Annotated in this window: 20 protein-coding genes and 3 rRNA genes; 12 read left to right on the top strand and 11 right to left on the bottom strand. The window is 66.9% G+C overall.

Going from position 1 to position 23,403, the window contains the following annotated elements; all coding sequences use genetic code 11:
• Positions 1 to 33: 33 nt before the first annotated feature.
• The 4 genes from OIB37_RS17955 (at position 34) to rrf (ending at position 6,420) form a co-directional block, all read left to right on the top strand.
• Positions 34 to 582 (top strand): MarR family winged helix-turn-helix transcriptional regulator, encoded by a 549-nt coding sequence (locus OIB37_RS17955; RefSeq protein WP_330458623.1) that lies wholly within the window; start codon positions 34 to 36, stop codon positions 580 to 582.
• 675 nt (positions 583 to 1,257) lie between these two features.
• A 16S ribosomal RNA gene (locus OIB37_RS17950) occupies positions 1,258 to 2,783 on the top strand.
• Positions 2,784 to 3,096: 313 nt separating this feature from the next.
• Positions 3,097 to 6,216: ribosomal RNA gene (locus OIB37_RS17945) — 23S ribosomal RNA — on the top strand.
• An 87-nt stretch (positions 6,217 to 6,303) separates the two neighbouring features.
• Positions 6,304 to 6,420: ribosomal RNA gene (gene rrf, locus OIB37_RS17940) — 5S ribosomal RNA — on the top strand.
• The 16S, 23S and 5S rRNA genes sit together here, the layout of an rRNA operon.
• Before the next feature lie 100 nt (positions 6,421 to 6,520).
• Here rrf and OIB37_RS17935 read toward each other — a convergent pair.
• Together OIB37_RS17935 and OIB37_RS17930 are read right to left on the bottom strand one after the other, a co-directional pair.
• On the bottom strand, positions 6,521 to 6,712 hold the full coding sequence (locus tag OIB37_RS17935) for a hypothetical protein (protein ID WP_330458622.1): 192 nt from the start codon (positions 6,710 to 6,712) through the stop codon (positions 6,521 to 6,523).
• Between the two features lie 61 nt (positions 6,713 to 6,773).
• On the bottom strand, positions 6,774 to 7,322 hold the full coding sequence (locus tag OIB37_RS17930; RefSeq protein ID WP_330458621.1) for a cysteine hydrolase family protein: 549 nt from the start codon (positions 7,320 to 7,322) through the stop codon (positions 6,774 to 6,776).
• 82 nt (positions 7,323 to 7,404) lie between these two features.
• On the opposite strand from OIB37_RS17930, the gene OIB37_RS17925 reads away from it, so the two are divergent.
• The gene (locus tag OIB37_RS17925; protein ID WP_330458620.1) at positions 7,405 to 7,965 is read left to right on the top strand and encodes a GNAT family N-acetyltransferase; all 561 of its coding nucleotides are present in this window, start codon (positions 7,405 to 7,407) and stop codon (positions 7,963 to 7,965) included.
• A 60-nt stretch (positions 7,966 to 8,025) separates the two neighbouring features.
• Here OIB37_RS17925 and OIB37_RS17920 read toward each other — a convergent pair whose 3' ends face one another.
• From OIB37_RS17920 to OIB37_RS17890, 7 genes are all read right to left on the bottom strand, one after another.
• Positions 8,026 to 9,498 carry a type IV secretory system conjugative DNA transfer family protein gene (locus tag OIB37_RS17920; RefSeq protein WP_330458619.1) on the bottom strand — a complete coding sequence of 491 codons (1,473 nt, stop codon included), beginning with the start codon at positions 9,496 to 9,498 and terminating at the stop codon, positions 8,026 to 8,028.
• A 38-nt stretch (positions 9,499 to 9,536) separates the two neighbouring features.
• Positions 9,537 to 10,952, bottom strand: a complete 1,416-nt coding sequence (locus OIB37_RS17915) for an ATP-binding protein (protein ID WP_330458618.1) — start codon at positions 10,950 to 10,952, stop codon at positions 9,537 to 9,539.
• Between the two features lie 9 nt (positions 10,953 to 10,961).
• Complete coding sequence (locus OIB37_RS17910; RefSeq protein WP_330458617.1) at positions 10,962 to 12,521, bottom strand: SCO6880 family protein; 1,560 nt, start codon at positions 12,519 to 12,521, stop codon at positions 10,962 to 10,964.
• Positions 12,518 to 13,858, bottom strand: coding sequence for a hypothetical protein (locus OIB37_RS17905; protein ID WP_330458616.1), 1,341 nt, complete (start codon positions 13,856 to 13,858; stop codon positions 12,518 to 12,520). The genes OIB37_RS17910 and OIB37_RS17905 overlap by 4 nt, the downstream gene beginning before the upstream one ends.
• Positions 13,848 to 14,675 (bottom strand): hypothetical protein, encoded by an 828-nt coding sequence (locus tag OIB37_RS17900; RefSeq protein WP_330458615.1) that lies wholly within the window; start codon positions 14,673 to 14,675, stop codon positions 13,848 to 13,850. The genes OIB37_RS17905 and OIB37_RS17900 overlap by 11 nt, the downstream gene beginning before the upstream one ends.
• Before the next feature lie 145 nt (positions 14,676 to 14,820).
• Positions 14,821 to 15,129, bottom strand: a complete 309-nt coding sequence (locus OIB37_RS17895; RefSeq protein WP_014673544.1) for a hypothetical protein — start codon at positions 15,127 to 15,129, stop codon at positions 14,821 to 14,823.
• A 296-nt stretch (positions 15,130 to 15,425) separates the two neighbouring features.
• Positions 15,426 to 16,043: a TetR/AcrR family transcriptional regulator gene (locus tag OIB37_RS17890; protein WP_330458614.1), complete on the bottom strand. Its 618-nt coding sequence runs from the start codon at positions 16,041 to 16,043 to the stop codon at positions 15,426 to 15,428.
• 80 nt (positions 16,044 to 16,123) lie between these two features.
• Here OIB37_RS17890 and OIB37_RS17885 point away from each other — a divergent pair, with 80 nt between their 5' ends.
• The 3 genes from OIB37_RS17885 to OIB37_RS17875 all read left to right on the top strand — a co-directional run bounded on the left by OIB37_RS17885 (position 16,124) and on the right by OIB37_RS17875 (position 18,489).
• Positions 16,124 to 17,041 (top strand): oxidoreductase, encoded by a 918-nt coding sequence (locus OIB37_RS17885; protein ID WP_330458613.1) that lies wholly within the window; start codon positions 16,124 to 16,126, stop codon positions 17,039 to 17,041.
• Between the two features lie 171 nt (positions 17,042 to 17,212).
• Positions 17,213 to 17,623: a VOC family protein gene (locus tag OIB37_RS17880; protein ID WP_330458612.1), complete on the top strand. Its 411-nt coding sequence runs from the start codon at positions 17,213 to 17,215 to the stop codon at positions 17,621 to 17,623.
• 80 nt (positions 17,624 to 17,703) lie between these two features.
• Positions 17,704 to 18,489 carry an MBL fold metallo-hydrolase gene (locus OIB37_RS17875; protein WP_330458611.1) on the top strand — a complete coding sequence of 262 codons (786 nt, stop codon included), beginning with the start codon at positions 17,704 to 17,706 and terminating at the stop codon, positions 18,487 to 18,489.
• On the opposite strand, the gene OIB37_RS17870 is transcribed toward OIB37_RS17875, so the two are convergent.
• Positions 18,450 to 18,800, bottom strand: a complete 351-nt coding sequence (locus tag OIB37_RS17870) for a DUF397 domain-containing protein (protein WP_330458610.1) — start codon at positions 18,798 to 18,800, stop codon at positions 18,450 to 18,452. The two genes, OIB37_RS17875 and OIB37_RS17870, sit on opposite strands and share 40 nt — an antisense overlap.
• A 10-nt stretch (positions 18,801 to 18,810) precedes the next feature.
• The gene (locus OIB37_RS17865) at positions 18,811 to 19,656 is read right to left on the bottom strand and encodes a helix-turn-helix domain-containing protein (protein ID WP_330458609.1); all 846 of its coding nucleotides are present in this window, start codon (positions 19,654 to 19,656) and stop codon (positions 18,811 to 18,813) included.
• Between the two features lie 177 nt (positions 19,657 to 19,833).
• Between OIB37_RS17865 and OIB37_RS17860 the strand changes: the two genes are divergently transcribed.
• The 4 genes from OIB37_RS17860 to OIB37_RS17845 all read left to right on the top strand — a co-directional run bounded on the left by OIB37_RS17860 (position 19,834) and on the right by OIB37_RS17845 (position 23,403).
• Entirely contained in the window at positions 19,834 to 20,277 is a 444-nt protein-coding gene (locus tag OIB37_RS17860) for an ATP-binding protein (RefSeq protein WP_330458608.1), read from the top strand.
• A 105-nt stretch (positions 20,278 to 20,382) separates the two neighbouring features.
• On the top strand, positions 20,383 to 21,159 hold the full coding sequence (locus OIB37_RS17855; protein ID WP_330458607.1) for a trypsin-like serine peptidase: 777 nt from the start codon (positions 20,383 to 20,385) through the stop codon (positions 21,157 to 21,159).
• Positions 21,160 to 21,463: 304 nt separating this feature from the next.
• Entirely contained in the window at positions 21,464 to 22,471 is a 1,008-nt protein-coding gene (locus tag OIB37_RS17850; RefSeq protein ID WP_330458606.1) for a C40 family peptidase, read from the top strand.
• Positions 22,472 to 22,704: 233 nt separating this feature from the next.
• Positions 22,705 to 23,403, top strand: coding sequence for a phosphatase PAP2 family protein (locus OIB37_RS17845; RefSeq protein ID WP_330458605.1), 699 nt, complete (start codon positions 22,705 to 22,707; stop codon positions 23,401 to 23,403).

Below are 23,403 nucleotides of genomic sequence, written 5' to 3'. Positions count from 1 at the left end.
CAAAGCAAAGAGGCTCCGTGCCATACTGCGGCCATGGCCGACACACCCGGCGTCACCGAGCCGACACTCGAAGAACAGATCGCCGCCTACCAGCGCGAGTTCCGAGACCTCGATCCCCAGGTCGAGAAGATCGTGTCGGCGCTGTCCCGGCTGAACCGCCGGATGAACGTCGCCTACGGCCGGCAGACCGCCGCCCTCGGCATCAGCAACGCCGAGTGGGAGGTCCTCAAGGCGCTGGTGCTCTCCGGAGCCCCCTATCGCATGGGCCCCGGCGACCTGGCCAAACGGCTCGGCCTCACGCCGGCCGCCATGACCCACCGGATCGACCGCATGGTCTCCGAGGGACTGGTCACCCGTGAGCGCGACGAGTCCAACCGCGTCCGGGTCATCGTCGAGCTGACTCCCGAGGGCCGCGAGAAGTGGCTGGAGGCGATGCGCCTCGCGACCGTGTTCGAGGAGGACCTGCTCCAGGACCTCACTCCGGCGGAGCGCGCGGCGCTCGGCGAGGTCCTCACCCGGCTCCTGCGCCGCGTGGAGCACGCACAGCCCGACGCCGGCGGCCGGCTCACCGACCTGGACTGACGCGGTCCGCGGCCTGACCGGACCCGACGCGGGCCCCAGAAAAGATCTTGACAGGGATGCTTGACACCCCCCTGTCAGATCCGTAGAGTTCTTCGAGTTGCCACGGAGCCGTAACGGTTCCTCGGCACCATCCCGCCGCCTCGAGCGGCACCTCAACCACCAGCACGATCACCCCTCCGGGTTGATTTCGGCTTGCTCGAATTCAATTCGAATAGGGATTCGGCGTCCCGATTGGGAGTCGCCGGAAAGATCCGCTAGAGTTTGAGACGTCGGAACGGCCCACGGGCCGGGAAGGCAACTCCCGCTGACTGGGAATCAGACGCCGAAAGGATCTGATAGAGTCGGAACCGCCGGAAAGGGAAACGCGAGAGCGAGAGCCTGGAAAGCACCGAGGAAATCGGATCGGAAAACGATCTGATAGAGTCGGAAACGCAAGACCGAAGGGAAGCGCCCGGAGGAAAGCCCGAGAGGGTGAGTACAAAGGAAGCGTCCGTTCCTTGAGAACTCAACAGCGTGCCAAAAATCAACGCCAGATTAGTTGATACCCCGTCTCCGGTCATCACGATCGGGACGAGGTTCCTTTGAAACAAACACAGCGAGGACGCTGTGAACGGTCGGGCCTATTCCGCCTGACTGTTCCGCTCTCGTGGTGTTCATCCCGATTACGGGAAAACATTCACGGAGAGTTTGATCCTGGCTCAGGACGAACGCTGGCGGCGTGCTTAACACATGCAAGTCGAACGATGAACCACTTCGGTGGGGATTAGTGGCGAACGGGTGAGTAACACGTGGGCAATCTGCCCTTCACTCTGGGACAAGCCCTGGAAACGGGGTCTAATACCGGATAACACTACGGATCTCATGGTCTGTGGTTAAAAGCTCCGGCGGTGAAGGATGAGCCCGCGGCCTATCAGCTTGTTGGTGAGGTAATGGCTCACCAAGGCGACGACGGGTAGCCGGCCTGAGAGGGCGACCGGCCACACTGGGACTGAGACACGGCCCAGACTCCTACGGGAGGCAGCAGTGGGGAATATTGCACAATGGGCGAAAGCCTGATGCAGCGACGCCGCGTGAGGGATGACGGCCTTCGGGTTGTAAACCTCTTTCAGCAGGGAAGAAGCGAAAGTGACGGTACCTGCAGAAGAAGCGCCGGCTAACTACGTGCCAGCAGCCGCGGTAATACGTAGGGCGCAAGCGTTGTCCGGAATTATTGGGCGTAAAGAGCTCGTAGGCGGCTTGTCACGTCGATTGTGAAAGCTCGGGGCTTAACCCCGAGTCTGCAGTCGATACGGGCTAGCTAGAGTGTGGTAGGGGAGATCGGAATTCCTGGTGTAGCGGTGAAATGCGCAGATATCAGGAGGAACACCGGTGGCGAAGGCGGATCTCTGGGCCATTACTGACGCTGAGGAGCGAAAGCGTGGGGAGCGAACAGGATTAGATACCCTGGTAGTCCACGCCGTAAACGGTGGGAACTAGGTGTTGGCGACATTCCACGTCGTCGGTGCCGCAGCTAACGCATTAAGTTCCCCGCCTGGGGAGTACGGCCGCAAGGCTAAAACTCAAAGGAATTGACGGGGGCCCGCACAAGCAGCGGAGCATGTGGCTTAATTCGACGCAACGCGAAGAACCTTACCAAGGCTTGACATATACCGGAAAGCATCAGAGATGGTGCCCCCCTTGTGGTCGGTATACAGGTGGTGCATGGCTGTCGTCAGCTCGTGTCGTGAGATGTTGGGTTAAGTCCCGCAACGAGCGCAACCCTTGTTCTGTGTTGCCAGCATGCCCTTCGGGGTGATGGGGACTCACAGGAGACTGCCGGGGTCAACTCGGAGGAAGGTGGGGACGACGTCAAGTCATCATGCCCCTTATGTCTTGGGCTGCACACGTGCTACAATGGCAGGTACAATGAGCTGCGAAACCGTGAGGTGGAGCGAATCTCAAAAAGCCTGTCTCAGTTCGGATTGGGGTCTGCAACTCGACCCCATGAAGTCGGAGTTGCTAGTAATCGCAGATCAGCATTGCTGCGGTGAATACGTTCCCGGGCCTTGTACACACCGCCCGTCACGTCACGAAAGTCGGTAACACCCGAAGCCGGTGGCCCAACCCCTTGTGGGAGGGAGCTGTCGAAGGTGGGACTGGCGATTGGGACGAAGTCGTAACAAGGTAGCCGTACCGGAAGGTGCGGCTGGATCACCTCCTTTCTAAGGAGCATTTCTTACCAGCTTCGGTTGGTCAGAGGCCAGTACATCGGCGAATGTTCGATGCTGGTTGCTCATGGGTGGAACGTTGATTATTCGGCCGGTACCTCGGGTCGGAGGCTGCTAGTACTGCTCTTAGGAGCGTGGAACGCATGATCTCCGGACGGGAGTCTGGTCGGGCACGCTGTTGGGTATCTGAAGGTACGGCCGAAAGGCTGCCTTCAGTGCCGGCCCCAGTGCACTCACCGAGTTTCTTGGTGGGGTGATGGGTGGCTGGTCGTTGTTTGAGAACTGCACAGTGAACGCGAGCATCTGTGGCCAAGTTTTTAAGGGCGCACGGTGGATGCCTTGGCACCAGGAACCGATGAAGGACGTGGGAGGCCACGATAGTCCCCGGGGAGCCGTCAACCAGGCTTTGATCCGGGGGTTTCCGAATGGGGAAACCCGGCAGTCGTCATGGGCTGTCACCCACTGCTGAACACATAGGCAGTGTGGAGGGAACGAGGGGAAGTGAAACATCTCAGTACCCTCAGGAAGAGAAAACAACCGTGATTCCGGGAGTAGTGGCGAGCGAAACCGGATGAGGCCAAACCGTATGCGTGTGATACCCGGCAGGGGTTGCGCATGCGGGGTTGTGGGATCTCTCTTCTACGGTCTGCCGGCCGTAGGACGAGTCAGAAACCGTTGATGTAGACGAAGGACATGCGAAAGGTCCGGCGTAGAGGGTAAGACCCCCGTAGTCGAAACATTAGCGGCTCGTTTGAGAGACACCCAAGTAGCACGGGGCCCGAGAAATCCCGTGTGAATCTGGCGGGACCACCCGCTAAGCCTAAATATTCCCTGGTGACCGATAGCGGATAGTACCGTGAGGGAATGGTGAAAAGTACCGCGGGAGCGGAGTGAAATAGTACCTGAAACCGTGTGCCTACAAGCCGTGGGAGCGTCGGATGCAGCTTGCTGCATCTCGTGACTGCGTGCCTTTTGAAGAATGAGCCTGCGAGTTTGCGGTGTGTTGCGAGGTTAACCCGTGTGGGGAAGCCGTAGCGAAAGCGAGTCCGAATAGGGCGATTCAGTAGCACGCTCAAGACCCGAAGCGGAGTGATCTAGCCATGGGCAGGTTGAAGCGGAGGTAAGACTTCGTGGAGGACCGAACCCACCAGGGTTGAAAACCTGGGGGATGACCTGTGGTTAGGGGTGAAAGGCCAATCAAACTCCGTGATAGCTGGTTCTCCCCGAAATGCATTTAGGTGCAGCGTCGTGTGTTTCTTGCCGGAGGTAGAGCACTGGATAGGCGATGGGCCCTACCGGGTTACTGACCTTAGCCAAACTCCGAATGCCGGTAAGTGAGAGCACGGCAGTGAGACTGTGGGGGATAAGCTCCATGGTCGAGAGGGAAACAGCCCAGAGCATCGACTAAGGCCCCTAAGCGTACGCTAAGTGGGAAAGGATGTGGAGTCGCAGAGACAACCAGGAGGTTGGCTTAGAAGCAGCCACCCTTGAAAGAGTGCGTAATAGCTCACTGGTCTAGTGATTCCGCGCCGACAATGTAGCGGGGCTCAAGCGTACCGCCGAAGTCGTGTCATTGCAGCGTATAGCCCCAACGGGTGCTGTGATGGGTAGGGGAGCGTCGTGTGCCGGGTGAAGCAGCCGCGGAAGCGAGTTGTGGACGGTTCACGAGTGAGAATGCAGGCATGAGTAGCGATACAAACGTGAGAAACGTTTGCGCCGATTGACTAAGGGTTCCTGGGTCAAGCTGATCTGCCCAGGGTAAGTCGGGACCTAAGGCGAGGCCGACAGGCGTAGTCGATGGATAACCGGTTGATATTCCGGTACCCGCTGTGAAGCGTCAAACATCGAACCAGACGATGCTAAGGCCGTGAAGCCGTTCCGGACCCTTCGGGGAAAGGAAAGTGGTGGAGCCGCTGAACCAGATCTGCAGTAGGTGAGTGATGGGGTGACGCAGGAAGGTAGTCCATCCCGGGCGATGGTAGTCCCGGGGTAAGGGTGTAGGACGTGCGATAGGTAAATCCGTCGCACACATAGTCTGAGACCTGATGCCGAGCCGATTGTGGCGAAGTGGATGATCCTATGCTGTCGAGAAAAGCCTCTAGCGAGTTTCATGGCGGCCCGTACCCTAAACCGACTCAGGTAGTCAGGTAGAGAATACCGAGGCGTTCGGGTGAACTATGGTTAAGGAACTCGGCAAAATGCCCCCGTAACTTCGGGAGAAGGGGGGCCATCACCGGTGATTGGATTTACTCCATGAGCTGGGGGTGGCCGCAGAGACCAGCGAGAAGCGACTGTTTACTAAAAACACAGGTCCGTGCGAAGCCGTAAGGCGATGTATACGGACTGACGCCTGCCCGGTGCTGGAACGTTAAGGGGACCGGTTAGTGCGCTTTCGGGCGTGCGAAGCTGAGAACTTAAGCGCCAGTAAACGGCGGTGGTAACTATAACCATCCTAAGGTAGCGAAATTCCTTGTCGGGTAAGTTCCGACCTGCACGAATGGCGTAACGACTTCTCGACTGTCTCAACCATAGGCCCGGTGAAATTGCACTACGAGTAAAGATGCTCGTTTCGCGCAGCAGGACGGAAAGACCCCGGGACCTTTACTACAGTTTGATATTGGTGTTCGGTTCGGCTTGTGTAGGATAGCTGGGAGACTTTGAAGCATGCACGCCAGTGTGTGTGGAGTCGTCGTTGAAATACCAGTCTGGTCGTGCTGGATGTCTAACCTAGGTCCGTGATCCGGATCAGGGACAGTGTCTGATGGGTAGTTTAACTGGGGCGGTTGCCTCCTAAAGAGTAACGGAGGCGCCCAAAGGTTCCCTCAGCCTGGTTGGTAATCAGGTGTTGAGTGTAAGTGCACAAGGGAGCTTGACTGTGAGACCGACGGGTCGAGCAGGGACGAAAGTCGGGACTAGTGATCCGGCGGTGGCTTGTGGAAGCGCCGTCGCTCAACGGATAAAAGGTACCCCGGGGATAACAGGCTGATCTTCCCCAAGAGTCCATATCGACGGGATGGTTTGGCACCTCGATGTCGGCTCGTCGCATCCTGGGGCTGGAGTCGGTCCCAAGGGTTGGGCTGTTCGCCCATTAAAGCGGTACGCGAGCTGGGTTTAGAACGTCGTGAGACAGTTCGGTCCCTATCCGCTGTGCGCGTAGGAATATTGAGAAGGGCTGTCCCTAGTACGAGAGGACCGGGACGGACGAACCTCTGGTGTGCCAGTTGTCCTGCCAAGGGCATGGCTGGTTGGCTACGTTCGGGAGGGATAACCGCTGAAAGCATCTAAGCGGGAAGCCTGCTTCGAGATGAGTATTCCCACCTCCTTGAGAGGGTAAGGCTCCCAGTAGACGACTGGGTTGATAGGCCAGATCTGGAAGCCCGGTAACGGGTGGAGGTGACTGGTACTAATAGGCCGAGGGCTTGTCCTCAGTTGCTCGCGTTCACTGTGTTGGTTCTGAAACCACGAACAGCCCCGCTGTAAAAGGCGGTGCGGCAGTTCAACAGTTTCATAGTGTTTCGGTGGTCATAGCATGAGGGAAACGCCCGGTTACATTCCGAACCCGGAAGCTAAGCCTCATAGCGCCGATGGTACTGCAGGGGGGACCCTGTGGGAGAGTAGGACGCCGCCGAACAATTTTTGAGAAAACCCCCGCATCGAAAGATGCGGGGGTTTTCTGCGTTCCAGGACCGGAATGCTTTACCCGGGTCCCGGGACCCGGGTTCTTCGGCCTTTCACGCACGTTGGCCGGCGAAGAGTTCGAGGTGTGCGCAGTTGGGGCAGCGGAAGGCGTCTATCCGCCAAGCCGGTCTCCCCATGAGCTTGGCGCCCCCGAAGGGGCCGCGTTCGAGAGCACCTTGGATCCAGCGTGTGAAACCGCGGGAGCCCTGCCCGGTGTCGTTGACGAAGCCGGGTTCCAGACCCACGGTTCCACACTGGCTGCATCGGAAGCTGTTGTCCACGGCCGGAGTCTAGGACACGGGTGTCTCAGAAGGTCACGGCGGCCGTCTTCACGGTGCCGGCTCGGCGGCCGGGGGCGCTCTGCCCGCGCCAGTAGAGGTTGGTGTGGGCGATCACCTGCTCGGGGGTGGGAGCGCCGTACTTGGTCAGGTCCTGGGTGGTGTGGGCGTCGGCGACCAGCGTCGCGTCGTAGCCGCGGGCGAGCGCGCCGTGGAGGGTCGAGCGGACACAGAAGTCGGTCTGGGCGCCCGCGACGATCAGCCGGCCCACCCCGTGCTCGGCCAGGACGGACTCCAGGTCGGTGTCCTCGAAGGAGTCCCGGTAGTTCTTGTGGACGAGCGGTTCGGTGTCGTGGAGGGTCAGCTCCGGTACGTACGCCCAGCTCTCGCTGTCCCGCTCCAGGTCGTCGTCGTTGTGCTGCACCCAGATCACCGGTACGTCCTCCGAACGCGCCTTGTCGAGCAGGGTGTTGATGTTGGCGATGACTTCGTCACGGTTGTGGGTGCCTTCCACCACGCCGTTCTGGACATCGATGACGAGCAGCGCGGTGCGGGGCCGGTCGGCAAGTGTGGTCATGCGCTCACAGTAGGACATGACTGACAACCGGGGTTCCCGTATTTCGGGTGAGCGCCGGGGCGGGCGCGACTACGGTGACGCCATGAGCACCCCGACCGGTGACGACTACGTCGTCCGCGCCATACGCCCCGAAGAGTGGGCCACCGTACGGCAGTTGCGCCTGGACGCGCTGCGGGACCCGGCCGCCCCCATCGCCTTCCTGGAGACCTACGAGGTCGCCGTGGACCGGCCCGACTCCTTCTACCAGGAGCGGGCCGTCGGCTCCGGTGAAGGGTCCACCAGCGCACAGCAGTTCATCGCCGAGGCCCCGGACGGCACCTGGGCCGGCACGGTCACGATCCTCATGGAGGAGGCCGGTTCGCAGGACTGGAGCGGGCGGCCCGTCGAGCTGCGGCAGGCGCATGCGGTCGGCGTGTTCGTGCGGCCCGAGCACCGCGGGAAGGGGCTGATCGAGGCCCTGTTCGACGCCGGTGTGGAGTGGGCGTGGCAGCAGGACGCCGAGCGGGTACGGCTGTTCGTCCACATGGACAACGCACGGGCGCAGGCGGCGTACCGCAAGGCCGGGTTCGTGCCGAGCGGGCTGACCGTGTCGTTCGCGGCGGACGGGGTGGAGAACGAGCGGGAGTTCGTCCTGAAGCGGTGACCGGACCACCGCCGCACGGGCGGTGGAGCGGTGACCTAACCACCCCCGTACCAGCCGTCGTTACGCCGGCAGTTCCTCGTGCGGCCAGCGGGAGCGGGCCTGTTCGCGGGAGCGGAGCAGGGCCAGGGTCGGCAGGCCCTGGCGGGCTCCGGTGGTGAGCAGGCCGGGCAGCTGGGGGAGCGGCGCCACGGCCGCGACGTCGTCCAGGACCAGGGTCATTGGTGGGTCGAGCCGACCGGAGGATGACCGTTCGGCCATGCGCCGGCCGTGCTCGACCACGTTCGAGACGAGGGCCGTCAACAGGGGCATCGCGCCCGGGTTGGTCCTGGGGTCCTCGATGGATTCACCGACCACATAAAGCGTGCCCCCTTCGTGGACGAAGGAATCCAAGGCGAGTGCATCAGTTCGGTTCGGGGTGCAGGCCTCGCGGATGTTGACCGTGAAGAGGGCGGACAGGGCCCGGCCGGTCAACTCCTGGGCCATGTCCCGGCGCTCGGGGTGCGCGGTGAGAGCGGCCTCGAGTTCGCCCGCGGCGCCGGGGGCGGCCTGGGGGTGGGTACGGAGCGTGCGTACGGCGTCCTGGATCTGGGTGCCCTGGGCCCAGCGGTGGACGTGGCGGATGGTGCGGGACTCCAGGGCGGCGGCGTGGAGGTAGCTGCGCAGGAGCGTTGTGGCCGTGTCGGTGACTGCCTGGTCGAGCTTGGCGGTGGGCCGGACGGGGCTGAGCAGGGCTGTCGCTCTGGCCAGGGCCGTGGCCTTGTCCTCGCAGCCGGCCGTGGGGGACCAGTGCAGGCGGGCCGGGGTGTCGCAGAGGTGGGTGGGGTCGTACAGGAGGGTGGGGCCCAGTTTGGCGCGGGCGTCCTTCGTTTCCGCCCACAGGGCCGGGTTCGAGGTGACGACCAGGGTGGGGCCGGGAGCGTCCTGAATGGCCTGGGCCGCGGTGGCGTGGCGGGCCGCGGGGGTGTCGTAACGCACCGGGCCTTCGCCCGGGGCCGCCAGGACGCCCACCCGTTCACCGGTGCTCGGGAGGTGCTCCAACGGCTTCTGGGGCTCGGCCTCCGCACGCGGCACAGGCACCTCGTGACGGGGTTCCGGCGCGGTGGTGGGCGGTGGCTCTTCGGCGCTCCGCTCCGGCGCACGCGCGGCCCTTTGTGACCGCCCCGCCCGACCCGCCCGCCACCGTGCCACCGTGCCCATCGTGAACACGGTCACGACGAGCAGGATCATCAGCTGGCCGATGAACAGCCCCCAGAACAGCCCCCAGCCGGACAGCTGGGCCGGTGGGGTGTCCGGCCAGGCGCCGGTGATGTCGTGCGGCCGGCCGATGAGATGACGCATGGCCGGCGGGGTGCGGACGAAGGTGACGGCGTCGGGCCAGGCGCCCTTGGAGAAGAGGGCGGCCAGCCCCGTGGCCGTCCACACCAGCAGGGTCATGCCGAGGAGGAAGGCGAGTATGCCGATCAGCAGGCCGTCCGGGATGCCGCCCTGCCCCTCCCGCCGGCTGCCCCCGCGGTCGTGATCGTCCGGTCTCACGGTGCCCCTCTCCCTCTCCCGCTTTCTCTGCCTCTCCCCTACGCCACGGTCGATTCGGAGTCGCCGAGGTGCTGCTCCATGTAGGCAGCCGCCCGCTGCTCGGCCTCCAGTTCGGCGGCGCGCAGGATGTCGTCGGCGGCCATGTGGTCGCTGGAGGACTCGGTCATCGCGCGGTCCGTGAAGACCAGGGGGCGTTCCGTCTCCGTGATCAGGTGCTTCACGACCTGGACGTTGCCGTTGACGTCCCAGACGGCGATGCCGGGGGTGAGCGAGGGGATGATCTCGACGGCCCACCGGGGCAGGCCCAGCACACGGCCCGTCGCCCGCGCCTCGTCGGCCTTCTGGGCGTAGATGGTCCGCGTCGACGCCATCTTCAGGATCGCCGCCGCCTCCTTGGCCGCCGCCCCGTCCACGACGTCCGACAGGTGGTGGACGACCGCTACGAACGACAGACCCAGCCGTCGCCCGAACTTCAGCAGCCGCTGGAACAGCTGCGCCACGAACGGGCTGTTGATGATGTGCCACGCCTCCTCCACCAGGAAGATGCGCTTCTTGCGGTCGGGGCGGATCCAGGTGTGCTCCAGCCACACGCCGACGATCGCCATGAGGATCGGCATGGCGATGGAGTTGCGGTCGATGTGGGACAGGTCGAAGACGATGAGCGGCGCGTCGAGGTCGATGCCGACCGTCGTCGGGCCGTCGAACATGCCGCGCAGGTCACCGTCGACCAGCCGGTCGAGGACCAGCGCGACATCGAGTCCCCAGGCCCGCACGTCGTCTATGGCGACGTTCATCGCCTCGGCGGACTCCGGCTCGGGGTGCCGCAGCTGCTCGACGATGTCGGTGAGGACGGGCTGGCGGTCGACGACCGTCTCGTTGACGTAGGAGTGCGCGACCTTGAGGGCGAAGCCGGAGCGCTCGTCCAGGCCGTGGCCCAGCGCGACCTCGATGATCGTGCGGAGCAGCGCGAGCTGGCCCGTCGTGGTGATCGCGGGGTCGAGGGGGTTGAGGCGGATGCCGTGGTTCAGGGCCGCGGTCGGGTCGAGTCGGATGGGGGTTATCCCCAGCTCCTCGGCGATCAGGTTCCACTCGCCCACCCCGTCCTCGCCCTGGGCGTCCAGGACGACGACCTGGCGGTCCTTGAAGCGCAGCTGGCGCAGGACGTACGTCTTCTCCAGCGCGGACTTGCCGTTGCCGGACTCGCCGAGGACCAGCCAGTGCGGTGCCGGGAGCTGCTGGCCGTACAGCTGGAAGGGGTCGTAGATGTAGCCCTTCCCGGAGTACACCTCGCGGCCGATGATGACGCCGGAGTCGCCGAGGCCGGGCGCGGCGGTGGGCAGGTAGACCGCCTGGGCCTGGCCCGTGGAGGTGCGCACCGGCAGCCGGGTCGTCTCGACCTTGCCGAACAGGAAGGACGTGAAGGCTTCGGTGAGGACGGACAGCGGATCCCGCATGTGGAGCCCCTACCTTCGGATGCCGGTGGCGAACGGGAGGGTGTTCACGAACGCGCGGTGGTGCTCTCTGTCGCACCATTCCAGCTTCAGGTACGACTTTCCGGCGGAGGCCCTTATCGTGCGCTTGTCGCGGTTCAGGGCCTCCGGGGAGCGGGACGAGACGGTGATGTAGCCGACCAGGTTGACGCCGGCGGCGCCGCTGGCGAGGTCCTCGCCGCGCTGGTCGAGGCGGGAGTGGGCGGCCACGTCCCGCGGGTCGACCGTGCGGTTCATCTTGGCGGCGCGGGAGGCGTCGGCCTCGTCGTTCGTCTTCTCGGTGAGCATGCGCTCGATGGCGACCTCGGTGGGTTCGAGGTCCATCGTCACGGCGACCGTGCGGATGACGTCCGGGGTGTGGACGAGGAGCGGGGCGAGGAAGTTGACGCCGACGGGCGTCATCGGCCACTCCTTCACCCAGGCGGTGGCGTGGCACCAGGGGGCGCGGGTGGACGACTCGCGGGTCTTGGCCTGGAGGTAGGTGGGCTCCATGGCGTCCAGCTCGGCCGGCCAGGCGTTCCGCTTCGTCATCGCCTGGATGTGGTCGATCGGGTGGTCGGGGTCGTACATGGAGTGGACGAGGGAGGCGAGCCGCCCCTGACCGAGCGGCTGGCGTACCCGGATGTCGGCTTCCTGGAGCCGCGAGCAGATGTCGGTCAGCTCGCGGGCCATGACGACGGCGAGGCCCGCGTCCCGGTCCAGCTTGCGTCCGGACTGCGGCCGCGCGGCACGCGCCATGGCGTGGGCCTCGGCGGACAGTTCGCGGTTGAAGTGCATGCAGGCGACCAGGTAGGCGCGGTGCTGCTCGCTGCTGGTGGACACCATCGACTGGAGCTGGTCGTAGGACCGCTGGAGCCACTCCGGGGAGCGGCCGTCGCCGCGCATGACGACGTCCTTGGCGTGCGCGTCCGGGTCGGCGGGGAGGGTGCGGGCGAGCATCTGGATGCGGGTGACGAAGCCGTCGCCGTTGGCCACGTGCTTGAGCAGCGTGCCGAAGCGGTCGACGAGGGCCTCCTGGTCCTCGGAGTCGCGCAGGCCGACGCCCGGGCCCTCGATCTCGATCGCGGCCGTGACCGTCTTGCGGTCGGCGTGCAGCAGTACGGCGATCTCGTCCGGCCCGAAGGGCGCGGCGAGCCAGGTGAGCCGGCCGATCCCCGGCGGCGGCCCGATCTCGACCTCCCGGCCGTCCAGCCGCGTGCCGGCGTCCACGGCGGTGGAGCGGTAGGTGGCATTGCGCTTGACCGTGCGCTTGTACGAGCGGTTGATCTCGAACCACTTGTAGAACGTGCGGCGCTTGTACGGCACGTACACCGCGGCCAGCGCGAGCATGGGGAAGCCCGTGAGCAGCAGGATCCTGAGGGAGAGGGTGGGGACGAGGAGCCCGCTCATCATGCCGAGGAACGCGCCGACGACGATCAGCGCGATCTCGCCGGACTCACGGTTCTTCCCGACGATCGCGTTCGGCCGGGCGCGGCCGATGAGATACGTACGGCGGGGCGTGACCGGATGGGACAGGTGGGACTCGGTCGTCAACGCCCTTCACCTCCCGAGCGGTTGCTGTTGCGGGCGTTACTGGCGTGCGGGGTGTTGGCCGGGCTGGGCGCGCGCGGCGCGGGCGTGGCGGAGGGGACTGCTCCGCCACCGCCCTGGGGGGTACGGCTGCTGTGAGCGGCGACGCCGCCGGAGGCCGGGTTGGCGGGGCGCGGGCCGCTGTTGCCCTGTGCTCCGCCTCCGCCGCCGTTGTTGTCGGCGCGGGTGCTGTGGGTCTTGATGCCCTGGGCGACGAGGGTGGCCGGGGAGCTGAAGACGGCCGCAGCCTTGCTCTCGGCGCCCTGCATGATGCGGTTGCTGCGGCTGTTGGCGATCTCGTCGCCGAAGCCGGGGACGAAGCGGTAGATCATTCCGCTGGCGAAGATGGCGAGCAGGATGATGGCCAGGCCCGAGACGATCGCCGCGAGCGAGTCCGGCCCGGTGTCGGTGGCCAGGGCGCCGGCCAGCCCCAGCACGATCACGATCACCGGTTTGACCAGGATGACCGCGATCATGATCCCGGCCCAGCGGCGGACGTGGCCCCACAGGTTCTTGTCGACCAGGCCCGCGTAGACGACGACACCGAGGAGCGCGCCGACGTACAGCAGGACCGCGCGGAGGAACAGTTCCAGGTAGAGGACGCCGGCGGCGAGGATCGACACCAGGGACACCAGGATCAGCATGATCGGGCCGCCGCCGATGTCCGTGCCCTTCTTCAGGGCCCCGGAGAACGCCCCGAAGAACGTGTCGGTCTGATCGCCCGTGCCCTTCGCGATCACCTCTGTGACCCCGTCCGCGGCGGACACGACGGTGTAGAGGATCAGCGGGGTGAAGGCGGACGCCAGCACGGTCAGCCAGAGGAATCCGACGGCCTCGGAGATGGCGGTGGTGAAGGGCACCCCGCGCACCGCGCGCTTGGCGACCGCGAGCAGCCACAGCAGGAGGGTCAGGATCGTCGACGCGGCGAAGACGATGGCGTACTGCTGCAGGAACTTCTGGTTGGTGAAGTCGACCTGCGCCGTCTGCTTCACGGCCTTGCTGAGCACGTCGACGGTCCAGGAAGCGGCGTCGGCGCAGCCCTTGGCCAGGGCGGAGAGGGGGTCGAGGGTGGCGGTGAGGGGGTCGGTGGGGGTGTTGGGGAGACCTTTGTGGGAGGAGCTGCCGTTGCGTTGCTCGCAGTACTTCTTGGCGGGCCCGGCGATGAGAGAGCATGCGTTGTTGCTCTGGGACGGGTTCGGCTTGGGAGCCGCGACAGCGTTTGTGGCGAACAGGACGACCGCTGTCTGTACGGCGGCCGCGAAGCCGGCGATCTTGAGGGCGCGGTGCTGGCTACCGGGCATAGGTGAAGCCTCCGAACTCCTGGACCGCCTTGCCGATCTCGTCGGCTCCGGACACAGGGTTGTCACCTGTGACAGGGGTGGGACCGGTCTTCTGGCTGGATTCGAGGATCTTCCAGTCGCCGTTGTTCCAGCTGAGCCTCGTGGTCACGGTGAACCAACTGCTGGTGACCGGATTCGTCGAACTGTCGCCGGCGATGCCGAAGAGGCCTGTGCACCAAACTTCGACGGTCGCCGTGTCGGCGCTGAAGGATGTGACCTTGGTGCCGACTGGCATGGTGCGGTTCACGAACGTACTGCCCGCGGGCGCGCTGCCATCGTTGTTGAGGCCGACCTTCTTCAGGAACGCCGCTGAGTAGTCGGCGTCGAAACCGGCCTGAAGCCGGCTCGCGGTGCTGGGGTCGGAGATGGTCTGAATGATCTCGTGTCGTCTGGCTGTATTGAACATGCCGTCAGAACCCAGCACGCTCGCATAGTTAGCGGCAGCGCTCTGCGCCCCCTGCTCGGTGTGCGCGAAGCCCGAGGGGATGCCGCCGGTCTTCTTCTCCACGGGACGTGCCCCGCTCGCCGCGGTCGACGAGGTCTTCGGGTGGTCCCCTTTGTCCGCGGAGCCTCCCGCGGAGCCGTCCGGCGAGCTGTCGCCACGGTTGGCGAAGGCGATGGCCGCGAGCAGGAGGACGACCACGCCGACGACGGTGATCAGGCTCCGTGAGGAGGAACGGCCGCCGCGGCGGGGCGCGCCGCCGTAGGGGTCGCCCTCGGGCAGCCGCGTCCGGGTGTGCCCGGTGTCGGTGTAGCCCTGGTCGTCTCCGAGACTCATTCCGCGTACGCCCCCTCGACCTCGTAGACATACGACGGTAGCCGTGCTGGTTCCCGCGCGGGCGCGGTGTGGTGACTCGACATCAGGGAAACGCAACCTCAGCCGGTGGGCACGACGGAACGGGAGGGGAGGAGGTGAAGAGGCGTCAGACGGCCATGCCGTAGACGATGGTGAACAGCGTGCCGAGGGAGCCGATGATGAACACCCCGGTCAGGCCCGCGATGATGAGGCCCTTGCCCTGCTCCGCGCTGAAGGTGTCCCGCAGCGCTGTCGCGCCGATACGCTGTTTGGCCGCGCCCCAGACCGCGATGCCGAGGCACAGCAGGATGGCCACGGCCATCACCACCTCGATCATCACCTTGGCCTCGTTGCCCAGGCTGCCGAAGGGGCCCCAGTCCGGAGCGATCCCGCCGATGATGGTGTTGATGTCTCCCTTGTCGGCCGCAAAGAGCATGTAAGTCACCGCCCCTGGTGGGTAGTTCCGAGAGGCCCCTGCGGTGTGCAGAGGTCAGGCCTCATTCTCGCCGACAACGTCGCTGTCGTATGTCGACTTGACGTCATTGACTGGCGGGTTTCGTACGAATCCTTCGTACGGTCACTCTGTGTATCACGGCAGGTCACGCCGGGCAACGACGCAGGTGCGGAACCTGGTGCGTGGTTGCGTCGTTGACCCCTTCTACGGCCGGGCGGGGTTTCTGACGGCCGGTCGGGTGAGGCGTCGAGACGATGTTCTCACGGGAGGGCTGTCGCTCAGCGGGGCTTGAGGCCGTTCAGGAGCAGGTGGACATGCTCGTCCAGACCGGCCAGGGCCTCGTCCGCGTCCAGGGCGCAGCTGGCGATGAGGGCGGCGAGGCCGTGCAGGCTCGCCGCCGCGACGAGGGTGAGGCGCTCGGGGTCGCCCTGAACGATCTCGCCGCGCTCCTGCGCCTCGGCGAACGTGCGGGTGAGGGAGCCGAGGGACCGGTCGACCGCCGCCGCGAGCCGGTCGGAGCTGTCCGGGTCGTGCTTGCGCGCGAACATCAGCTCCAGCAGTTCCGGGTTCTCGACGGCGAAGCCGAGGTAGGCGCGCGCGAGTGCCGCCATGTGCTGTTCGAAGGACGGCTCCGGGAGTGCGGAGGCGTCCGCGGTGGCGGCGGTCAGGGTCTGGTCGAGGCGCTCGTAGCCGTCCAGGGCCAGGGCGTCGAGCAGGGCCTGCTTGTCCTTGAAGTGCCGGCCGGGGGCCGCGTGGCTCACCCCGGTGTCGCGGGCCAGTTCGCGCAGGGAGAGCGCGCCGGCCCCCTTCTCGCGCAGGGTGCGCTCGGCGCTCTTGAGCAGGGCGGTGCGCAGGTCTCCGTGGTGGTACGGGCGGCTGCTGGACATGCGCGACATGCGGGCCATCGTATCCCGATGTTGTCGACGTCAGCTTTGTTGTCGTTGACATCATTGTTGGCGATGCCTACATTGAGTTCATGGCTGAGACGACCGCAGCGCGCGGCACGCACAAGTGGAACGCGACCCACCTCCCCGACCTGACCGGCCGTACGGCCGTGGTCACCGGCGCCAACAGCGGCATCGGCTTCGTGGCCGCCGAGGCGCTGGCCCGGGCCGGGGCGCATGTGGTCTTCGCCGTACGGGACCTCGAGCGCGGCGGCGCGGCGGCGGCGCGGGCCGGGGGCAGCACGGAGGTGCGCCGCCTGGACCTGGCGGACCTGGACTCGGTGCGTGAGTTCGGCGCCGCCTGGGACCGTCCGCTGGATCTGCTGGTCAACAACGCGGGCGTGATGATGCTGCCGGAACTGCGCACCGCGCAGGGCTTCGAGATGCAGTTCGGCACGAACCACCTCGGGCACTTCGCCCTCACCAACCTCCTGCTGCCGTACATCACGGAGCGGGTGGTGACGGTGGCCTCCGCCATGCACCGCGGCGGTGACGGCAGGATCGACTTCGAGAACGTGAACCTGCGCGGCCGTTACTCCCCGACCCGCGCCTACGCCCAGTCCAAGCTCGCCAACCTCCTGTTCACCCTGGAGCTCCAGCGCCGCCTGAGCGAGGCCGGTTCGCCGGTCCGCGCCCTCGCGGCCCACCCCGGCTACGCGGCCACCAACCTCACGAGCCACGTCGCGAACCCCCTCGCGCGGGCCGTCATGGCCGTCAGCGACAAGGTCTTCGCCCAGGGGGACACGGCCGGCGCCCTCCCCACCCTCTACGCCGCCACCCAGGACCTCCCCGGCGCGGCCTACGTCGGCCCCGACGGACTCGGCGAGATGCGCGGCGCCCCGACCCTCGTCGGCCGCAGCAGGACGGCGAGCGACCCGGAGGCGGCGAAGCGGCTGTGGACGCTGTCGGAGGAGATGACGGGGGTGGCATGGGGGCTCGCCGGAGAGTGAGCACCCCGCACGGGCCGTGAGGCGGACCTAGGACCAGCGCCCGAGGGGCCTCGGGACCAGCGCCCTAGGGGCACACGGGACCAGCGCCTGATGGGCGTACGAACGCTTCCTCCCTAGGGTCTGTGTCATTCATCGGCACGCGATCGACCCACGCCATTAGGGGGCAGCACAATGCCGGCTGACGCCACGGCCCATGTACGTATCGCTCGTCCGTCACGTGATCTGGGAGCGGCGGAGCGCTTCTGGATCTCGGGCTTCGGCCTCGACGTCCTGTACAGACACGAGGCGGACGGTGCTTCCGGCGACGCGTCACTTCTCATGGCCGGCCTGCCCGGGGCCGCCTGGCACCTGGAACTCGTCCACGACCCCGCCGCACCCGTGGAACCCCGGCCGACCGCGGAGGACCTGCTGGTGGTCTACCTCGGCGAGCCGGTGCCCGACTCCCTGGTGGAGCGGCTCGAAGAGCACGGCGGGAAGCGGGTGTCCGCCCACAACCCCTACTGGGACACCTGGGGCGTGACCGTCCAGGACCCCGACGGCTATCTCCTGGTGCTGTCCACGCGCACCTGGTCCAACTCGTAGGGGGACGGGCTCCGATGGTGTCTTCGAGAGGGATCGCGTCGGGCGCGGGTGCGACGCTTCCGATCTGCTGTACCTGCGGTGTGCAGTACGGGGCGGCGCGCGACGACTGCCCGGTCTGCCTGGACGAACGGCAGTACGTCGGCTGGCAGGGCCAGCGGTGGACCTCGCTGGCCGAGCTGCGTGCCGGTGGCCGTCGCGGCCGGGTCGAGGAGGAGGGGCCCGGTGTGACCGGGGTCGGCGCGGAGCCGTCCGTGGCCGTCGGCCAGCGCGCTCTGCTGCTGCGCTCCCCGTCCGGCAACGTGCTGTGGGACTGCGTGGGGTACCTGGACGACGATCTCACTGCCGAGATCGAGCAGTTGGGCGGGATCAGCGCGATCGCCGTCAGCCATCCGCACTTCTACGGCGTGATGACCGAGTGGGGCCGCGCCTTCGACGCCCCGGTGTACGTCCACGAAGCCGACCGCCAGTGGGTCGGGCGCCCCGACCCGCTGATCGAGTACTGGACGGGCGACACCCACCAGATCGCCCCCGGCATGACGCTGATCAACGCGGGCACGCACTTCGCCGGCGGCACCGTGCTGCACTGGGCCGACGACCCGGAGGGGCGCGGGGCGCTGTTCAGCGGGGACATCTTCATGGTGGTGATGGACCGCCGCTGGGTCAGCTTCATGTACAGCATCCCCAACTTCATCCCGGAGCGGCCGAGCACCATCCGCCGCGCGCTGGAGCTGGTCGAGCCCTTCGCCTTCGAGCGCATCTACGGGGCGTTCTGGGGGCGCGTGGTCACCGCCGACGGGTCGGCGGCGGTCCGCCGCTCCGCGGATCGCTACCTGCGCTTCGTGCTGGAGGACGGCGCACAGGGCTGAGCCCGGGTGAAGTGGTCGAACTCGCCGTCCCGCACCCCGAGTACGAAGGCGTGCCACCTGCGGCGGTCGGTGGTGACGGTCGTGTCCGCCGAGCGGAGGCGGACGGGGGTGTCGTCGCCCTCGTGGGTGGGTGCGGGCTCCGTCTTCAGCGTGGTGAGCAGAGCGCGGAAGGAGGCGGGGCTGAGGCTCAGGACGGCTCCGCTGGGGTCGGCGGACTCGGTGAGGTGGATCTTGCCGGGGGTGGCGGCTATGTGGACGCAGGAGTTGCCTTCCGGGCAGTACGACGACTTCTGCCAGGCGAGCGGGGGCATCGAGGCTCCTTCACAGGTCCTTGAGGATGTCGTGGATGAAGCCCTGTGACTCCTCGGGGGAGAGAGCGGCGGCTTCCAGGCGGTCCAGGGTGACGCGGTACTTGTCCAGCTGGGACTCCGCTTCGAGGAACACCGGTCCGTGCGACTGGTCGAGGTTCACGGTGTCGAGCTGAGGTACGGGACCCTCGACGTAGTAGACGGACTGGCCCGATCCGGCGAAGGTGCCCGTGGCGAACGGGACGACCTGGATCGTGACGCGCTCGCGATCGCTCATCTCCAGCAGGTACCTGAGCTGGTTGCGGGTGACGTCGGAGCCGCCGAACCGCATGCGCAGAGCGGCCTCGTGGATGATCACCTGCTGGGGCGCCGGGGAGTCCCGGAACAGGATGGCCTGCCGCTTCACCCGGAAGGAGACCCGGTGTTCGATGTCGGGTGGGGGCAGAGCCGGTACGGCTTGGCGGAAGATCTCGCGGGCGTATTCGGTGGTCTGGAAGAGCCCCGGGATGTGCACGGTCACGGAGGTGCGCAGACGTCTGGCGTGGTGCTCCAGCTCGGCCAGATCCAGTAGGGCGGCGGGCAGGAGTTGGCGGTACTCCTCCCACCAGCCGCGCGTCCGCTCGGACACCATGCTGCTCAGGGCCTCGACGAGGGCCTCGTCTCCGCAGTCGTAGTTGCACGCGAGGGTGCGTACGCGGTCGGGGCTGACTCCGGCGCGGCCTGCCTCGACGTTGCTGATCTGGTTCTGCTGGACACCGAGCAGTTGACTTGCCTGAGTCGAGGTCAGACCGGCACGTTCCCTGAGTTTCCGCAGTTCAGCACCCAGACGCAGTTGGCGCCCCGTCGGGTTGCTTCGCACGGGTGTCCCGCCTTCCTCGTCACCCGCATGGGTGGCAAATCAGTGCTTTATCGGGAATCGTCTAAGACCTTTTACGTTCGTCGCTACCTTATGACTCAGGCGCCCTCCTCCCAGAAGCGCACTGCCCGACGGGGCGGCATGCCACTGGGCAACTCCCTGAGCTGATCGGAGACTTCGATGCCCACCGTAGCCCCACCCTGGACCTACACCCTCCAACTCCCGCACGATCCACGCGCACCGGGGATCGCCCGCGCGACCCTCCGCACGGTGCTCGCGGCGCACGGCCTCGCCGCCCTCACGCCCACCGCGGAACTCCTGGCCGCCGAACTCCTCACCAACGCGCATCTGCACACCGCCGGCCCCTACGCCCTGCACCTCCTCGGGCGGGAGCCGGGCCGGCTGCGGATCGCCGTCTGGGACACCGACCCCCGGGTCCCGCCCGGCTTCACCGCGGACCCGGGGCCCCAGTCCTTACCGCCGGACCTGGCGGAAGACGGGCGCGGGCTGCACCTCGTACGGGCGTGTGCCGATTCCTGGGGGGCGTCCGTGCTGCGGGAGCCGGGCGCGTCCAACGGCGGAAAGCTGCTGTGGGCCGACTGCCGGAGCGACGACGTGCCGTGAGCGAACGCGGATCGGTCCGCCCGATGTGGGCAGGAGAGGTTTCACAGCGAAATCTCAGAGAAGTCGGGGCGGGTTTCTCACCTCCATGGGGAAAAGTGAGGTCTGATGAAGCGCACCTCACGCATCTTCCGCACCTCGGTCACCTCGCGTCCGGCGTTGCTGGGCGCAGTGGTGATGCTGGCCCTGACCTCCGCTTCGGTGGCGGCCGCCGACGCCGGTCCAGGGCCTCTCGGTGTCACCGCCGCGGCCGCCGTGACCACGCACAGCGTGCGGGTGGGGGCGCTGTTCGGCGCGAACCGCGCGGGCTCGCTGACCGGCGGCCACTTCTGCACCGCCTCGGTCGTGCACAGCCCCGGGCGCGACCTCATCGTCACCGCCGCGCACTGCGTGACCGGTGTCGACGGCGAGCTGGTGTTCGTGCCGGGCTACCGGGACGGGAAGGCGCCGTACGGGGTGTGGAAGGTCGGGCGGCGCGTCCTGCCCGACGGGTGGGCCAGGGGGCAGGACGAGGACAGCGACCTCGCCTTCGCGCATGTCGACGCGCTGCGCGGCAGGGAGGTCGAGGACGCGGTGGGCGGCAACCGCTTCACCACCGGCGTGGCCACCGGCGCCACCGCCGTCACGGTCACCGGCTACCCCGACTCCCGCGAGACCCCCATCAGCTGCACCAACAAACCGACCCCGCACAGCAGGACCCAACAGCGCATCGGCTGCCCGAAGTTCACCGGCGGCACCAGCGGGAGCCCGTGGATCAACGGGGACGGCCAGGTGGTCGGAGTCCTGGGCGGCCACGAACAGGGCGGCTCGACGGCGGACGTCTCGTACAGCGTGGTGCTGGGGCGCGAGGCGGCCCGGCTGTACGGCAACGCCATCGCCCCCTGACATCGCCTCCTGACGGCGGACGAGCGGGCGGGGCGTCGTCTCCCCGCATCCGCACCCACCCGCACCCACCCGCACCCACCCGCACCCGCACCCACCCGCACCCGCACCCACCCGCACCCGCACCCGCACCCGCACCCGCACCCGCACCCGCACCCGCACCCGCACCCGCACCCTTCCCCGTGTCCGGTGCCGCTCGGATCCGCCGCATGACAACTTCACAGTGAGGCGTGTCCAAGGTTCTCGTGCCGTCGGCGATGGGCTCATACACTGCTGATCCGGTGGACTGCGCGGGGACGAGGGGCGGTTGACGGTGCGTAAGGCGTGGATCGTCGGTGGGGCCCTCGCGGGGGCCGGGCTGGCCTTTGTCATGGTGCTCGTCGTCGGGGTGTACCTGGTCGCCGGGAACCTCGTGAACGGGGTCACCTCGGGGGCGCGGGGGCTGGCCAAGGGAGCCGTACCGGCCGCCTACCAGTCGCTCGTGCAGCGGTGGGGGAACCTGTGCCCGGCGCTGAACCCGGCGCTGCTCGCGGCACAGCTGTACCAGGAGAGCGGCTGGAACCCGACGATCGTCAGCCCGGCCGACGCGCGCGGTATCGCGCAGTTCATCCCGGGCACCTGGGCGACGCACGGCATCGACGGCAACGGCGACGGCAAGCGCGACATCTGGGACCCGGCCGACGCGATCCCGTCGGCCGCGTCGTACGACTGCGAGCTGGCGAAGTACGTCAAGGACGTCCCCGGGAACAACGGCGACAACATGCTCGCCGCCTACAACGCGGGCGCCTACCGGGTGATAAAGGCCGGCGGGGTGCCGGCGATCAGCGAGACGCGGAACTACGTGAAGCGCATCCGCTCCCTGGAGGAGAGCTTCGCCGCCCCGGTCAGCCGGATCGATCCCACCCGGCAGGCCGCCGGGGCCATCGGATTCGCCCAGAAGAAGCTCGGGACGCCCTACCTGTGGGGCGGCAACGGAACCGCCGACCAGGGCGGCCGCTTCGACTGCTCGGGGCTGACCAAGGCGTCGTACGCGAGTGTGGGGATCGGCCTGCCGCGTGTGGCGAACGACCAGTACAACGCGGGACCGCACCCCTCGCGGGACCAACTGCTCCCCGGTGACCTGGTCTTCTTCTCCCACGACCTCACCGACTCGCGGGCCATCCACCACGTCGGGATCTACGTGGGCGGCGGGTACATGATCGACGCGCCGCGCACCGGTGCCGTGATCCGGTTCGACCCGATCGACACCTCGGAGTACTTCGGGGCGACGCGGGTCACCGAGGATGGCGCGAAAGCGCTCCCCACGAACGTGTGAACCCAGTCCGAAATCGCCTCCTGAGCTGCGACGATGAATCTCTCTTCGGTAACGTCTGCGTGATCATTCGGTGGAGAGTGGAACGTATGGGTGGGGCCCGTGCGTTCCTGTTGACGTAGCCGAGCGGACGTCACTGCGGCAGTGCAGCGGAAGCGGATCTACACACCACGGGGGTGGTCTGGCGCGACGCACAAGAGGTGCGTCCGGAACAACGACGAAGGGGCCGCAGCACCATGGCTGTACTCGCCGAATCCGGATCGAACCCCGACGTCGACCTGCTCTACGACATCAACGGCCTGGCCAAGGCCGCGCCGCACTGGATCGACCGGATCATGGAGTTCGTCGGCGAGTACGGACTGCTGCTCGCCATGGTCCTGCTGGTGCTGTGGTGCTGGTGGACGGTGCGCCGGCGGGGCGGCCAGGACGCCGCCGCCTCGGTGGCCGGTCTCGTCTGGGCGCCCCTCGCGGCAGGCATCGCCGTCCTGGTGAACGTGCCGATACGCGGTTTCGTCGAGCGCCCCCGGCCCTTCGTCGACCACCAGGGCCTGGACGTCCTCGTCTCCGGCAAGACCGACTTCTCCTTCGTCAGCGACCACGCGACGCTCACCATGGCGATGGGCGTCGCCCTGTTCGTCACCAACCGCCGCTTCGGCCTCGCCGGTATCGCGCTCGCCCTGCTGGAGGGCTTCTGCCGCGTGTACATGGGCGTGCACTACCCGACCGACGTCGTGGGCGGCTTCGCCCTCGGTACGGCGGTCGCCCTGCTGCTGTCGCCCCTGGCCATGGCCCTGCTCACCCCGCTGCTCAAGGCGGTGGAGCGCTCGCCCCGGGCCGGCTGGATCGTGCGCCGCGGGTCCGGGACGCGGCGGGACGCGCTGGTGCCCGGCGCCCGCACGCCCCTGGAGACCGAGGAGCGCGACCTGGCGGCATGA

It is taken from the genome of Streptomyces sp. NBC_00820, assembly GCF_036347055.1.
In the GTDB taxonomy this organism is placed as follows: Bacteria; Actinomycetota; Actinomycetes; order Streptomycetales; family Streptomycetaceae; genus Streptomyces.
Note: the sequence above shows the minus strand (reverse complement) of the source record. Positions and strands in the feature narration are given on the sequence as shown.